This window comes from Thermaerobacillus caldiproteolyticus, assembly GCF_013761245.1.
GTDB classification, from domain to species: domain Bacteria; phylum Bacillota; class Bacilli; order Bacillales; family Anoxybacillaceae; genus Thermaerobacillus; species Thermaerobacillus caldiproteolyticus.
This window is the reverse complement of the sequence record NZ_JACDUT010000011.1, coordinates 91,971-104,716: the sequence shown is the minus strand read 5'-3', so window position 1 is coordinate 104,716 and position 12,746 is coordinate 91,971. Positions and strand designations below refer to the sequence as shown.

Sequence of the window (12,746 nt, the reverse complement as noted above, 5' to 3'; positions counted from 1 at the left end):
CGTTCGTCCTGAGCCAGGATCAAACTCTCCATAGAAAGTTAAACAACCTAGCAAATTGACGTGGACGCTTCGTTTTGTTCAGTTTTCAAAGAACATTATTAATGATTAGTGGAGCGGGTGATGGGAATCGAACCCACGACATCAGCTTGGAAGGCTGAGGTTTTACCACTAAACTACACCCGCTTGATTCAAAGAGTCGGGAAGACAGGATTCGAACCTGCGACCCCATGGTCCCAAACCATGTGCTCTACCAAGCTGAGCTACTTCCCGGAATAATGGCGCGCTCGAGAGGATTCGAACCCCTAACCTTCTGATCCGTAGTCAGATGCTCTATCCAATTGAGCTACGAGCGCAAACTGTGTTTTAAAGAACATTTTCTAGTATAATATTTGTTATATAAAATTGCAAGTACTTTTTTAATATGCGGCCGAGAGGACTTGAACCTCCACGGGGTTGCCCCCACTAGGCCCTCAACCTAGCGCGTCTGCCATTCCGCCACGACCGCTTAATCGAGATGATGAATGGTGCGGGTGGAGGGACTTGAACCCCCACGCCGTGAGGCGCCAGATCCTAAGTCTGGTGCGTCTGCCAATTCCGCCACACCCGCAAAAAAGTGAGCCATGGAGGACTCGAACCTCCGACCCTCTGATTAAAAGTCAGATGCTCTACCTACTGAGCTAATGGCTCATGATGAAAATGGCTGGGCTAGCTGGATTCGAACCAGCGCATCACGGAGTCAAAGTCCGTTGCCTTACCGCTTGGCTATAGCCCAATGAATCACTTCTCTGAGAATGCTGCATGAGTAATCACAGCAATATTATTTGATAATTCTCGAATAAAATACACATGACAATTCGTCTATTTTATTTAAATGGCGGTCCCGACGGGACTCGAACCCGCGATCTCCTGCGTGACAGGCAGGCATGTTAACCACTACACTACGGGACCTCTTAATCATTATACATCTGTCCAACTAACTTTTTATAATCCGAATAAAAGGGGAGGTGGTGTTTTGGATAAAACGCCAACGCCCCCGCAAACAAATAGTGACCCGTACGGGATTCGAACCCGTGTTACCGCCGTGAAAGGGCGGTGTCTTAACCACTTGACCAACGGGCCAAACTGTATATATCAAAGTGGCGGAGAAGGCGGGATTTGAACCCGCGCGCCGTAAAAACACGACCTAACGGTTTAGCAAACCGTCCCCTTCAGCCACTTGGGTACTTCTCCAATGGCTCCGCAAGTAGGATTCGAACCTACGACCTACCGGTTAACAGCCGGTTGCTCTACCGCTGAGCTATTGCGGAATGAATTTAGAATCACCTGTCGACTTCTTTTATTATAGTGAGGGATTTCGTTGCTGTCAATATCTCTTCTATTTTCAATTTACCTTGTCACCTATCAGCGACGGCTTTTATAATTTAGCACATATACTCCATTGATGTCAACTATTTTTTAAAAAAATTTATGTAGCTTAATCTTATAATGATAATTTGCGGGCAAAGCAATACATTATTAAAGAGATTTCTCCTAGGGGGGATATGAATCCAAATGGGTTTATAAGAGCCCTACCTGTTTTAAATGACATTTCCTGTCTCAATTTGATCATCAATCATACTGCATTCATTTACTGCTAATAGGTGGTCAATCAATGTCTAACTCTAGCTCTTTTTTCATTTTCCGAATAGTAACTTCTCCCGCTAATTCTCCTCGCCCCTATTCCATTATCTCCTAAAAGTATACTTCCCTATTTTTACTCTTTTGATAAGAGTCTTCTTAGTTGCGTTCATCCATAATTATCTTCTTCCCTATATTATTATTAAAATAAAGCTTCTAATCGTCCCGTACATTTCCCACAAACATATTTACTTGTGTTCACTCGCCTTTTCCGTCTATACTCAAGGCCGCAATTTGAACAAATATACACGTAAAACTTGTTAGCTGTTTTTTTCATTTGATGAGGAAGCGGTCGGCAATATCGCGGTGCTTGCACTTGCTGTAATAAGATGCGGAAATCCTGATCGCGATGCCGATAACCTTTTCCCTCTAAGTGAAGATGATAATGGCACAATTCATGTTTAATAATTGAAACGAGTTCTTCTTCTCCAAATGCCTCGTAATATTTTGGATTGATTTCAATGTTGTGCGAACGTAATAAGTACCGTCCTCCTGTTGTTCGTAACCTAGAATTGAACAACGCTTGGTGTTGAAATGGTTTTCCGAAAAATTGTAAAGATATTTTTTCCACGAGCTGCTGCAAATCGTTTTGCTCCATTTTCTTCCCACCTTTTTTGACACAGGACGACCTGCCTATACATACATTATATACTAACCTTTTCATAACGGAGGTTATTGTCTATGCCTACATGGTTAAAAAAACAAATGAGACGGGCCTACTATGAGAAAAATCGTTATCAAATTAAATTATTAAATCAATGCTGGTTTTTTTATCAGAAAAAACACTGCTCATAAAGGCAGTGTTTTTTCTCATATCTCCGGCGGAAGCATGGATAAGGCGATTCTCCCCTTTGCCACATCGACATCTTCGACCCAAACTTTAACGACATCACCTACCGATACAACGTCAAGTGGATGCCGTACATATTGTTTACTTAGCTTCGAAATATGAACGAGACCGTCCTGCTTGACTCCGATATCGACAAACGCTCCAAAATCGACGACGTTACGCACTGTTCCTTCCAATTCCATTCCTTTTTTCAAGTCTTCCATTTTTAAAATATCTTTTCGCAATAGCGGCTTTGGTAATTCGTCACGCGGGTCGCGTTCCGGACGAATAAGTGCGTCAATAATGTCCCGTAACGTTAATTCTCCAATACCGAGCGCTTCAGCCGTTTCTTTAACCGCGAGCGTTTGCAGTGCTTGCCGAAGCGTTTCGCTTCCGATATCTGCAGTGGTGAAGCCGATTTGCTGTAACAGCTTTTTCACTTCATCATATCGTTCAGGATGAATGGGGGTTCGGTCTAATGGCTCGTCCCCATCCATAATACGCAAAAAGCCAATACATTGTTCGTATGTTTTCGCTCCAAGCCTTGGAATCGTTTTTAATTCGCTACGATTTCTAAATTTTCCTTGCTCTTCTCTTCGCTTAACAATATTTTCAGAAACGGTTTTGGATAAACCCGATACATATTGCAAAAGAGACACAGACGCAGTATTGACATTGACACCGACTTGGTTTACGACGGTTTCAACAACAAAGTGTAATGATTCAGCTAACTTTTTTTGTGAGACATCATGCTGATACTGTCCAACGCCTACCGATTTTGGGTCAATTTTCACTAGTTCCGCAAGCGGGTCTTGCACGCGCCGCGCGATGGAAACAGCGCTCCGTTCTTCTACTTGTAAATCCGGGAACTCTTGACGGGCAAGATCAGAAGCGGAATATACGCTCGCTCCTGCTTCGCTGACAATCAGATAAAAGATTTCTTGTTGTACCTGTTTTAACGTATCGGCAACAAACTGTTCCGTCTCACGTGACGCCGTGCCGTTCCCAATTGCAATCATTTGCACAGAATGATCTTGAATGATGCGAATAAGTTTTTCTCTCGCCTCCTCCAACCGCTCATGAGGTGGATGGGGATATATCACATCGACTTTCAACAGCTTGCCCGTTTCGTCTACAACAGCCAGTTTACAGCCTGTCCGATACGCAGGATCAATACCGAGAACAATTTTCCCTTTTAAAGGCGGTTGGAGTAACAGCTTGCGTAAATTCTCAGCAAAAATATGAATGGCCCGCTCTTCAGCTCTTTCCGTTAATTCATTGCGAATGTCCCGTTCAATTGACGGTTCAATTAAACGCTTGTACCCGTCCTCGATCGCCTCTAAAAGGAGAGGAGCAGCAGGCGATTGATCATTTGTAATCGTCTCGATTCGTAAATATGTAAGAATCTCCTCGACAGGTGCTTGAATCGAAAGGCGCAACACATTTTCTTTTTCTCCGCGGTTCAATGCTAAAATGCGGTGCGGAACGATTTTATGTATCGGTTCTTCGTATTCGTAGTACATTTCATATACTTTTTTCTCATCTTTCTCTATGTCTTTTCCTGTGGAAACGATAATCCCTTTTTTCCATGTCTGCTCGCGAATCCATTGTCGGAACTGTGCATTGTCGGAAACTTTTTCTGCGATAATATCTTTGGCGCCTTGGAGCGCTTCTTCTACCGTCAACACTTCCTTTTCCGGATTGATAAACTCAGCTGCTTTTTCCTCTGGCGACGGACTTATCGGGCACGTGAACAACCATTCCGCTAGCGGTTCAATCCCTTTTTCTTTGGCGATCGTTGCTTTTGTGCGCCGCTTCTGCTTGTATGGACGATATAAATCTTCGACTTGTTGCAGCTTGGTTGCCCCACAAATAGCATCCCTTAGCTCGTCCGTCAATTTTCCTTGCTCATCGATGAGACGTAATACTTCTTCTTTCCTTTGTTCAAGGTTTTGCAAGTAGTTCCATTTCTCGAGTATATTGCGAATTTGTACTTCATCTAGGGCACCTGTTAACTCTTTCCGATAACGAGCGATAAATGGAACAGTATTTCCTTCTTCAGAAAGCGAAATAACATTGTTTACTTGTTGGGCTGAAAGCTGCAATTCATTCGCAATCACATGAATGAGCGATTCTGCTTTTGACAAATTCATTAACCTCCAATTGTTTGATAATTTTTATTTTACCAAAAGTAAAAAAATAAAAATAGCTACAAACGATGCAGCTATTTCCATCCAATAGTATATTTGCATAGCCGGACAGATCGATTGCGTGCGACCTGCCCTGTTCTGAAACAAATTCGATGTATTAAAAGTCAATCAGACCTAGACTAATTTGTAATGCTTCGTCCACTTTATCCATCATTTCGTCATCTAGATGAGTAATTTTATCCGTTAGTCGCTGCTTATCAATTGTACGAATTTGTTCTAAAAGAATGACGGAATCTCGTTCAAATCCGTAGCGCTTTGCATCGATTTCAACATGTGTTGGTAGCTTCGCTTTTTGGATTTGCGCCGTAATCGCCGCCACGATGACCGTCGGACTAAAGCGATTTCCGATGTCATTTTGAATGACTAATACCGGACGAACGCCTCCTTGCTCTGAGCCAACTACCGGGGAAAGGTCCGCAAAATAAACGTCGCCACGTTTAACAATCAAAGCATTACCCCCCGCTAACTAAACGTTCAACGGTGTGGTCGGCCTCATATTCTGCAAGAAACGCTTCCGATGCAATGGATAAGTTAATTTTTGCCATTTCCATGTAACCGCGTCTCATCGCTTCGCGAATTTGCCGTTTTTTCCGCTCGCGAATATACATTTTAGTCGCTTGATAAATAAGTTCATTGCGATTGCCGTTCTCTTGTTTCACAAGCACATCCAATTCCGTTAATAATGCTTGAGGTAAACGAACGACGATCTCCGTTGTTGCGCTAGATTCAGACACGAACATACACCTCCACGAACTGCAGCCAATTAGTTGCTCCCACTTCATAATACCATTAAATAACGGCGATGCAAAGCCATTCCCGTTCTTCTACCTATTATCGTCTGAAAAAATTTTCAGTTTATACATACCCCTTGCCATCTAAAACAAGATTTCTCACTTCCATTATACTCTTCTTTTTTAAAAAAATACGGGGAACTCGATAACTTATTGTACAAGGAATTTCATAATTAATCGTGCCAAGGTATTGAGCAACCTCATCGATAGAAATATAGGCATCACCTTGTCGTCCGATGAGTGTCACTTGTGTTCCTACAGGAACTTTTTCGGGCAATCGAACCATCAATTGGTCCATACAAATTCTCCCGATAATCGGTACCCTTGTTCCATTAACGAGAACATGGAAATGTTGAAGGCGCCGAAGCCATCCGTCAGCGTACCCAATTGGAACCGTGCCTACCCACTCTTCCGTTTCCGCTGTATAAGTCGCTCCGTAACTTACTTTTTCCCCGGGCATCAACTGCTTCACATGGACAATGCGGCTATGCAATGAGAACGCTTCCTTTAGCTTGTATGGCAAATATGGTTTGATTTCAGGGGAAGGTGCTAAGCCGTACATCGAAATTCCAAAGCGGACCATGTTAAACACTTTTTCCGGAAACCGTAAGCTTGTTGCACTATTTCCGCAATGAATAAAACACGGCTTGTAAGGAAGCCAATCCAACATTCGCAAAAAGTTTTGATATTGAAAAGAAAAATAATCTGTATTTACTTCATCGGCCGTTGCAAAATGAGTATAAACCCCTTCCAAAGAAAAATAAGGATGTTGGTCGATCATCTCAACAATTCGTTTTGTTTCTGCTTCGTCTTTTACCCCTATTCTCCCCATTCCCGTATCCATTTTTAAATGAAAAGAAATAGGAATGGTTTCTTGATAAAGGAGCGCTGCTTGCTCAAGCCACTCTGTTTGAAACACCGTAAGCGTAATTCGTTCGCGTGCGGCGATATTGATATATTCAGGCCGAACAGCACCTAATACGAGAATGGGAGCTTCCATTCCTTTTTTTCTTAATGCGAGCGCCTCGTCCAAAAACGCTACAGCTAAATATGAAGCGCCGGCCTCAAGAGCTGTCTTAGCCACTTGTACATCGCCGTGCCCGTACGCATTTGCTTTCACAACCGCCATAATATTTACATCATTCCCTAAAAATTCCCTCAATGAAGAAACATTATGACTAATCGCATCTAAGTCAATTTCTGCCCATGTATCACGGTAAAATGAGTCCTTCATCTTGTTATGCACTTCCTTATTCGCAATCATTATATAAAAATTATTGTCTCTTATGGTGGTAATGTCAACAAAAGATAATTGTTTCTTTCACGATTTACATAAAAGAGCGGGCATTAGCCTTTGTCATGCACCGATCTTTCGCTGATTAGAAAACTGTATCTGTAAGAGGAGCAACGAAAAAACCGAATTTTTCGAGGTAAACTTATATTCAACAAAAAACAGGCTCTATTCATTTGAGCCTGTACGGAAATCCTTTATTTAGTAGCCTTTCCTTGTACGGAACGAGCGATCATGACCATTTCTTCCGGCGTTAAATCGTCAGAGGCAATCATAAAGTCAACACCTTTATATGACCAAGTGAGTGAATGATCCGTGAGTGCACCGATAGCAAATCCTAAATCTACCGGATCGCCGTTTACGAGAGTTGGTGTACTTGTTGCCGGCAATACACGCGCTTTTTCTTGAACTAATGTAAACGATTTTTTTCCTCCAAACGTCATAATGACTCGTTTGGCGTTTTCTGTGGCGATCTCTTTTTCATCCACTTGCTCAACGCCAGATGGCAGATCAGCCGGATACATCACTTCTAATGCATCGGTCTCTCCTTTTGCCATCGTCGGCACTTCTAAACGCGCTCCTGTCATGTTTTTGGCTGTATCGAATGCATTCTCATCAAATTTTTTATTAAATTCGACTTTAGAAAACTCCACCGTTAAAAGGGCATTCATATCCGTATCCATGACTTTCACAGATACTGGAGCTAAGTCTTTTTTGTTTAAAGTAATTTCTTGTTTTGGAATAATGTTGCTGTTTGGATAATTGGTTTTTGTTTCAAATACATAATGGTCTTTCGTCGCTTTAAAGCTTGCTTTTGAATCACTTAAAATGTCTTTCACTAGCGATTCATACAAATACGCTTGGCTGCTGTTTTTTGGCCAATCGCTTTGGAAGCGGAAACTTTTGTTTAATGCCGGAGTAAGAACAAATACCCCCTCATCATTGCGTAAAATGATTTGGCTTTGATCTTTCTTAGCATTTTTTAAACTAACGCGGTAATACGACGGCTGCTTATACCAAATTTCTATGTTATATACTTGTGAATCTGAGCCTGTCTTGAGCGTCATTTTTGCTTCTGCCCGATAGCTTGATACTTCATCCATCTTTTCATCAAGCGCTTTCACTACATCTTCTTGCGATTTCGTCCCACATCCAGCTAGCGCCAACAGCAACACGATGCCCAGCAATACGCCAAACAAGTTTCTCCTCATGTTTTCAACCCCTTTGCCTCATATCAACGTTAGGAGACGTGCTCTCCTATATGCATTACCAAATATATGAGACAGGTTAGTTGAATATGCAGACTAGCATGACAAGCGTTCAATAATTACTTGGGCAACAGCGTAATCGCAGCTATGCGAAATTGAAACATGAACACGATGTTCATCTGTTTTAGAAATAACGATTGGCTTTCCGTGCTCATCATTTAAAATCTTAATATCCTGAAATGATAAGCTTCCCCCAATTCCTGTCCCGAATGCTTTTGCATACGCTTCTTTTGCAGCAAATCGTCCAGCAAGAAATTCGGCTTTTCGTCCATTCGATAGTTGAGAAAAGATCAATTTCTCTTCCTCTGTTAAAATTCGATCGATGAACTTTTGGTTTTGTTCCATTAACTGCTGTATTCGTCCTATCTCTACAATATCAATGCCAATTCCAACAATCATCATCTTCTATCCTTTCTGTGTCCAACATACATTTTAGTAAACAAGCTATAAAAAAGAGGAGCGAGTTACATGTTTACCCGTACAGAAAATGTTCACACATTCCTTCGTCTCTATCCAGTGGTGTCGATCCTTGTTTCCTCCCACTTTTTATTTTGGTTTATGTTCTTTTTGAATACCCCGGCAACTGATTCAATTTTGAAAACCTTAATCGGCTTTAACGCTGCTGTGTGGAAAGGGGAATATTGGCGGTTAGTGAGCCCGCTGTTTTTACATCTCCACTTTGGGCATATGATTGTCAACTCGATTTCGCTTCTTTTGTTTGGTCCGGCTTTAGAAAAAATGTTAGGAAAATGGAAGTTCATCATCGCTTATATAGGAAGCGGGCTATTTGCCAATATTGCAACACTCTTTCTTTTACCCGCAATGTATAGTCATTTAGGCGCTTCTGGAGCCATTTTCGGCCTGTTTGGTATCTATAGTTATTTAATCATATTCCGAAACGATGTTATCGATCAGCAGCATGCACATATCATTATCGCTGTATTATGCATCGGTTTTTTTATGACCATCACAACGCCGAATATGAATACCGTCGCCCATCTTTTCGGTTTTTTAGGAGGAGCGATCATCGCGCCGTTTGTCGCTTTCAATCTTCATCTATATCGCCGCTAGGTCGATACCAGTCCTCTATCCTACACAAATCGTTCTCGCTCATGTCAATGACAGAAAATCGTTTTGAATGCAAGCCGGAACGAATCGATACACCGACGGTTGCTAGCTTCTTTTGTTGCTGAAAGATCGATTGTTTCCTCTCTAGCGATTGAATTCGCTGCTTTTCTAAAAGAACGATTATTTTGGTTACCAAGCGATAGCGAAGGGCTAACTGGCATCCAGCTATATTCCAGCCGCCATCCTTATAACGTGCATATCCTAACCATACTAGCGGCAATAACGCTAATAATAACGCGTATCCCCACGGGCGAAAAAAATAGCATATGATGAATATACATATAGCAGGAAACAACATCACCCGCCGCAAATAGCGCGGTAACGCCCGACGAGGGAGAGATATAAACGAAAACGGAATCGTATAACCGGGTACAAACGTTTCTAAACGCTCGTTAATGTCCTTCATATTCACAAGAGGAAATAACATAGTCGAATAGTTTGCATCTTTTTCAAATGTACTTCCGGCACTTTCAATATACACCGCCGCATAACCGAACAGCTCGCGAACAGGGTTTTGTGAAATGCGAATCGCTTGAATATGAGCGAGTGGAATGGTAAACTGTCGCTTCTCAAGCCATCCATGTGAAATGATAATATCCTTTCCTTTTCTTTGCACCGTAAAATGGCGATATTTTACCACGATTATCAAAATGGAAATGAACCACGCTAACGTAACAACAACTACAGCAGCTACAATAAGAAGCACCGCATCCAAATGCACAAACTGCCTGAGCTTCCGAAAGATCGCTTCATACGGAATCCATTCGTCAAATTGGCTGAAAAGCGCGCCAATGGCGGAGAGCACAATTCCGAGGCGCCCAGATGTAGAAGCGGCAATCAATAAGTCTTTATAAGCCGCCTTATAGCATAAAAGCGCTTCAGTGCTTTCTTTCTCTACTGAAAATTCGTCTTGAAGTAAAAGTACTCTTAATCGTTCCGCTTCCTCTCGTGTAATTGCTGTTAATACTGCTTCCGCCTCTTGGTTCCCACCTGCTGTTTCAATTTGTAATTTCACTAGACCAAATAACCGTTGCACAATGCCAGAAGAAATATGAATTGCCTGGATATTCTCTTGGGGAATATAGCGCCTTTTTCTTACAAATACCCCATATTCAATTCGCAATTCCCCTTGCTCAATTCGGTATGTAAACCGATACCAAGAGGCGATTCCTACGATCAATGACATCAATAAAACGATACTCACTCCTACCCATTTTAGCCCCAAAAATGATGGGTGATTATTTTTTCCAAACACAAGTACAACCACAAACGGAATAATCCACTCGCGAACCATTTTGATAAAATAAATGAGTGAAGCAATCGGATGCAAACGACGAGGTTTATTCATCTGAATCAGCCATCCTTGCTAGCACAGAAATGCGATCGCGTAACGCCTCTGCTTCTTCCACATCTAAAGCAGGGATTTCATGAACTGTTGCCGCTGTCCAAATCGAGATGGTCGCGAGACGATATTTGCGCAGGAGCGGCCCTTGTTTCATATCAACATGCTGAACTCTCACCATCGGAATGATAGTACGTTTTATCACATATATTCCGTGCTGAACCTCAATTTCGTGCTCATGTACATCATAACGCCAACGTTTCCAACGCAAAGCCGGAAACAGCCATACAAGAAGATAAGTGGCAAAAACAGAGAGCACGAAGGTGACCATACTAATCCAATACGGCCAATGAAAAGCGAACGTTAGCCCTAACACTACAAAAAAGCCAAGCCAATATACGCATGAGGAAATCATCCCGTCTATTCTCCATACACGCAACGCTCTCTCGCTAATTCGGTGTTTCGGTTCCCCTCTCATCGGTTTCTCCTTTCTGTTTTCAACAATCATTCCTAACGGTTAAGCCTACTGTGGTGAAAACAGGTGCTTTCGATATAGAAAAAAACTCCACTATTATATACAGTATACAGAAAAAAACCGCTAATATTTAGCGGTTAACGAATAAAAAAATTGTCCTATCGATCCATCCGATTTCGTCAAACTTCTTTAAATCATGAACAAGGCGAAAAAGCGCTTCATCCTTTTATTTGGCTTCGGTCATTTCACATTTATACTTTCTTATCTTTATATATAAAAACAAAAACGGCGCCTATGGCACCGTTTTCTCGTTTAGCGAGCGACGCGACGTTTTTTTGTTCGTTCTTTTGCTTGACCACCTTTGCGATTCATGCGTTTTTTCTCTTTTTTTACCGGCAGCGGTGGCTCTTCCGTCAATGTCACTGGAGTCGTATCCGGCTCTTTTGTCAACATTTTAATACACGCAGCCACAAGAGAGACGGAATCATGTTCTTCCAATAACTCTTCAGCAGCACGTTTATAAAAAGATAAGTTTTCGTTTTCAACAACCGACACCAGCTTCTCAATCGCTATGCGCTGTTGGCCTTCTAGCGCCTCATCGAGCGTTGGCGGCTTCATACGCTCCATTTTTCGCTTCGTCGTTCGTTCAATATTATGAAGCTGACCGATTTCACGCGGCGTCACAAACGTCATCGCCACCCCTGTTTTTCCAGCGCGACCTGTACGACCAATGCGGTGCACATAGCTTTCTGGGTCTTGTGGAATGTCAAAGTTATAAACATGTGTCACTCCAGAAATATCTAATCCGCGCGCAGCCACATCGGTTGCCACTAAAATTTCGATGGCACCTTCTTTAAATTTACGAAGCACGGATAAACGCTTCGCTTGGCTCAAATCACCGTGAATCCCTTCAGCAGCATAACCGCGTAAATTTAACGCCTCCGCTAGCTCATCAACGCGACGTTTTGTGCGTCCAAATACGATCGCAAGCTCCGGCGCTTGAATGTCTAGTAAGCGCGTTAAAATATCGAATTTTTTCTTTTCTTGAACTTCTAAGTAATATTGCACGATATTCGGAACAGTCATTTCCTTTGCTTTAACTTTAACAAGATGAGGTTCTTTCATAAACCTCTCTGCAATACGGCGAATCGGTTCTGGCATTGTTGCTGAAAAAAGCAACGTTTGTCTTTCCGTTGGTACATGGCTTAAAATTGCTTCGATATCGTCGACAAAGCCCATGTTCAGCATTTCATCCGCTTCATCTAACACAACAGTATGAACGCGCTCTAAACGAAGCGTTTTTCGATTAATATGATCGATGATTCGCCCCGGTGTTCCTACAATGATATGAGGACGCTTTTTTAAAGCGCGAATTTGCCGTTCAATATCTTGCCCGCCATAAATCGGCAGCACACGAACGCGCTTGACAGCACCAATTTTATATAACTCTTCGGATACCTGAATCGCTAATTCACGAGTTGGAGCCACAACCAGCCCTTGAATCGCGTCATTTTTCGTATCAATCTTTTCGACAAGCGGGATGCCGAACGCAGCTGTTTTTCCCGTACCTGTTTGCGCTTGACCAATGACATCTTTATTTTGCATGCTTAACGGAATCGTTTCCGCTTGAATCGGTGTCGTCTCTTCAAAGCCCATTCGACTAATAGCTTTCATTAATTCATTGCTTAATCCTAATTCATGAAATGTTGTCAATGTAATTCATACTCCTTTTACT

Annotated in this window: 12 protein-coding genes and 11 tRNA genes; 2 read left to right on the top strand and 21 right to left on the bottom strand. The window is 42.2% G+C overall.

All coding sequences use genetic code 11. The features are described 5' to 3' along the window. Positions 1-109: 109 nt before the first annotated feature. The 12 genes from HNR31_RS15370 to HNR31_RS15315 form a co-directional block, all read right to left on the bottom strand. Positions 110-183 (bottom strand) — tRNA-Gly (locus tag HNR31_RS15370). A gap of 13 nt (positions 184-196) precedes the next feature. Then, a tRNA-Pro gene (locus HNR31_RS15365) sits at positions 197-270 on the bottom strand. Between the two features lie 6 nt (positions 271-276). After that, a tRNA-Arg gene (locus HNR31_RS15360) sits at positions 277-353 on the bottom strand. A 69-nt stretch (positions 354-422) separates the two neighbouring features. Further along, a tRNA-Leu gene (locus tag HNR31_RS15355) sits at positions 423-505 on the bottom strand. A gap of 17 nt (positions 506-522) precedes the next feature. After that, a tRNA-Leu gene (locus HNR31_RS15350) sits at positions 523-607 on the bottom strand. A gap of 7 nt (positions 608-614) precedes the next feature. Then, positions 615-687, bottom strand: a tRNA-Lys gene (locus HNR31_RS15345). Between the two features lie 10 nt (positions 688-697). Next, positions 698-772: transfer RNA gene (locus HNR31_RS15340), tRNA-Gln, on the bottom strand. 100 nt (positions 773-872) lie between these two features. Further along, positions 873-948 (bottom strand) — tRNA-Asp (locus tag HNR31_RS15335). A 99-nt stretch (positions 949-1,047) separates the two neighbouring features. Continuing rightward, a tRNA-Glu gene (locus HNR31_RS15330) sits at positions 1,048-1,119 on the bottom strand. An 18-nt stretch (positions 1,120-1,137) separates the two neighbouring features. Beyond that, positions 1,138-1,230, bottom strand: a tRNA-Ser gene (locus HNR31_RS15325). Between the two features lie 2 nt (positions 1,231-1,232). Then, positions 1,233-1,307 (bottom strand) — tRNA-Asn (locus HNR31_RS15320). 512 nt (positions 1,308-1,819) lie between these two features. Further along, the gene (locus tag HNR31_RS15315; protein WP_181557070.1) at positions 1,820-2,275 is read right to left on the bottom strand and encodes a SprT family protein; all 456 of its coding nucleotides are present in this window, start codon (positions 2,273-2,275) and stop codon (positions 1,820-1,822) included. An 83-nt stretch (positions 2,276-2,358) separates the two neighbouring features. Here HNR31_RS15315 and cmpA point away from each other — a divergent pair, with 83 nt between their 5' ends. Beyond that, positions 2,359-2,472: a cortex morphogenetic protein CmpA gene (gene cmpA / locus HNR31_RS15310; RefSeq protein ID WP_181557069.1), complete on the top strand. Its 114-nt coding sequence runs from the start codon at positions 2,359-2,361 to the stop codon at positions 2,470-2,472. A gap of 15 nt (positions 2,473-2,487) precedes the next feature. Here the strand turns inward: cmpA and HNR31_RS15305 are convergent, their stop codons facing one another. The 6 genes from HNR31_RS15305 to acpS all read right to left on the bottom strand — a co-directional run bounded on the left by HNR31_RS15305 (position 2,488) and on the right by acpS (position 8,465). After that, positions 2,488-4,653: a Tex family protein gene (locus tag HNR31_RS15305; RefSeq protein WP_258561104.1), complete on the bottom strand. Its 2,166-nt coding sequence runs from the start codon at positions 4,651-4,653 to the stop codon at positions 2,488-2,490. A 160-nt stretch (positions 4,654-4,813) separates the two neighbouring features. Continuing rightward, positions 4,814-5,164 carry a type II toxin-antitoxin system endoribonuclease NdoA gene (gene ndoA / locus HNR31_RS15300; RefSeq protein WP_003253417.1) on the bottom strand — a complete coding sequence of 117 codons (351 nt, stop codon included), beginning with the start codon at positions 5,162-5,164 and terminating at the stop codon, positions 4,814-4,816. Between the two features lie 4 nt (positions 5,165-5,168). Then, positions 5,169-5,450, bottom strand: a complete 282-nt coding sequence (locus tag HNR31_RS15295) for a CopG family ribbon-helix-helix protein (RefSeq protein WP_181557067.1) — start codon at positions 5,448-5,450, stop codon at positions 5,169-5,171. A 121-nt stretch (positions 5,451-5,571) separates the two neighbouring features. After that, a complete protein-coding gene (gene alr, locus HNR31_RS15290; protein WP_181557066.1) occupies positions 5,572-6,741 on the bottom strand; it encodes an alanine racemase in 1,170 nt (389 codons plus the stop codon). A gap of 254 nt (positions 6,742-6,995) precedes the next feature. Further along, positions 6,996-8,009, bottom strand: coding sequence for a LolA family protein (locus HNR31_RS15285; RefSeq protein WP_181557065.1), 1,014 nt, complete (start codon positions 8,007-8,009; stop codon positions 6,996-6,998). A gap of 93 nt (positions 8,010-8,102) precedes the next feature. Then, positions 8,103-8,465 carry a holo-ACP synthase gene (gene acpS, locus HNR31_RS15280; protein WP_181557072.1) on the bottom strand — a complete coding sequence of 121 codons (363 nt, stop codon included), beginning with the start codon at positions 8,463-8,465 and terminating at the stop codon, positions 8,103-8,105. A gap of 69 nt (positions 8,466-8,534) precedes the next feature. Between acpS and HNR31_RS15275 the strand changes: the two genes are divergently transcribed. Next, positions 8,535-9,137, top strand: a complete 603-nt coding sequence (locus HNR31_RS15275) for a rhomboid family intramembrane serine protease (protein WP_181557064.1) — start codon at positions 8,535-8,537, stop codon at positions 9,135-9,137. Here HNR31_RS15275 and HNR31_RS15270 read toward each other — a convergent pair. The 3 genes from HNR31_RS15270 to HNR31_RS15260 all read right to left on the bottom strand — a co-directional run bounded on the left by HNR31_RS15270 (position 9,112) and on the right by HNR31_RS15260 (position 12,724). Beyond that, positions 9,112-10,542 carry a PH domain-containing protein gene (locus tag HNR31_RS15270; protein WP_181557063.1) on the bottom strand — a complete coding sequence of 477 codons (1,431 nt, stop codon included), beginning with the start codon at positions 10,540-10,542 and terminating at the stop codon, positions 9,112-9,114. The two genes, HNR31_RS15275 and HNR31_RS15270, sit on opposite strands and share 26 nt — an antisense overlap. Then, entirely contained in the window at positions 10,535-11,014 is a 480-nt protein-coding gene (locus HNR31_RS15265; protein WP_181557062.1) for a PH domain-containing protein, read from the bottom strand. Before HNR31_RS15265 ends, HNR31_RS15270 begins: the two co-directional genes overlap by 8 nt. Positions 11,015-11,323: 309 nt before the next feature. Continuing rightward, positions 11,324-12,724 (bottom strand): DEAD/DEAH box helicase, encoded by a 1,401-nt coding sequence (locus tag HNR31_RS15260; protein ID WP_181557061.1) that lies wholly within the window; start codon positions 12,722-12,724, stop codon positions 11,324-11,326. Between the last annotated feature and the right edge of the window lie 22 nt (positions 12,725-12,746).

Bases quoted from the DNA above. Each gene is read 5' to 3' on its own strand.
- cmpA (WP_181557069.1), top strand. From the start codon at position 2,359: ATGCCTACATGGTTAAAAAAACAAATGAGACGGGCCTACTATGAGAAA.
- HNR31_RS15275 (WP_181557064.1), top strand. From the start codon at position 8,535: ATGTTTACCCGTACAGAAAATGTTCACACATTCCTTCGTCTCTATCCA.
- HNR31_RS15285 (WP_181557065.1), bottom strand. From the start codon at position 8,009: ATGAGGAGAAACTTGTTTGGCGTATTGCTGGGCATCGTGTTGCTGTTG.
- acpS (WP_181557072.1), bottom strand. From the start codon at position 8,465: ATGATTGTTGGAATTGGCATTGATATTGTAGAGATAGGACGAATACAG.
- alr (WP_181557066.1), bottom strand. From the start codon at position 6,741: ATGAAGGACTCATTTTACCGTGATACATGGGCAGAAATTGACTTAGAT.
- HNR31_RS15265 (WP_181557062.1), bottom strand. From the start codon at position 11,014: ATGAGAGGGGAACCGAAACACCGAATTAGCGAGAGAGCGTTGCGTGTA.
- HNR31_RS15315 (WP_181557070.1), bottom strand. From the start codon at position 2,275: ATGGAGCAAAACGATTTGCAGCAGCTCGTGGAAAAAATATCTTTACAA.
- HNR31_RS15270 (WP_181557063.1), bottom strand. From the start codon at position 10,542: ATGAATAAACCTCGTCGTTTGCATCCGATTGCTTCACTCATTTATTTT.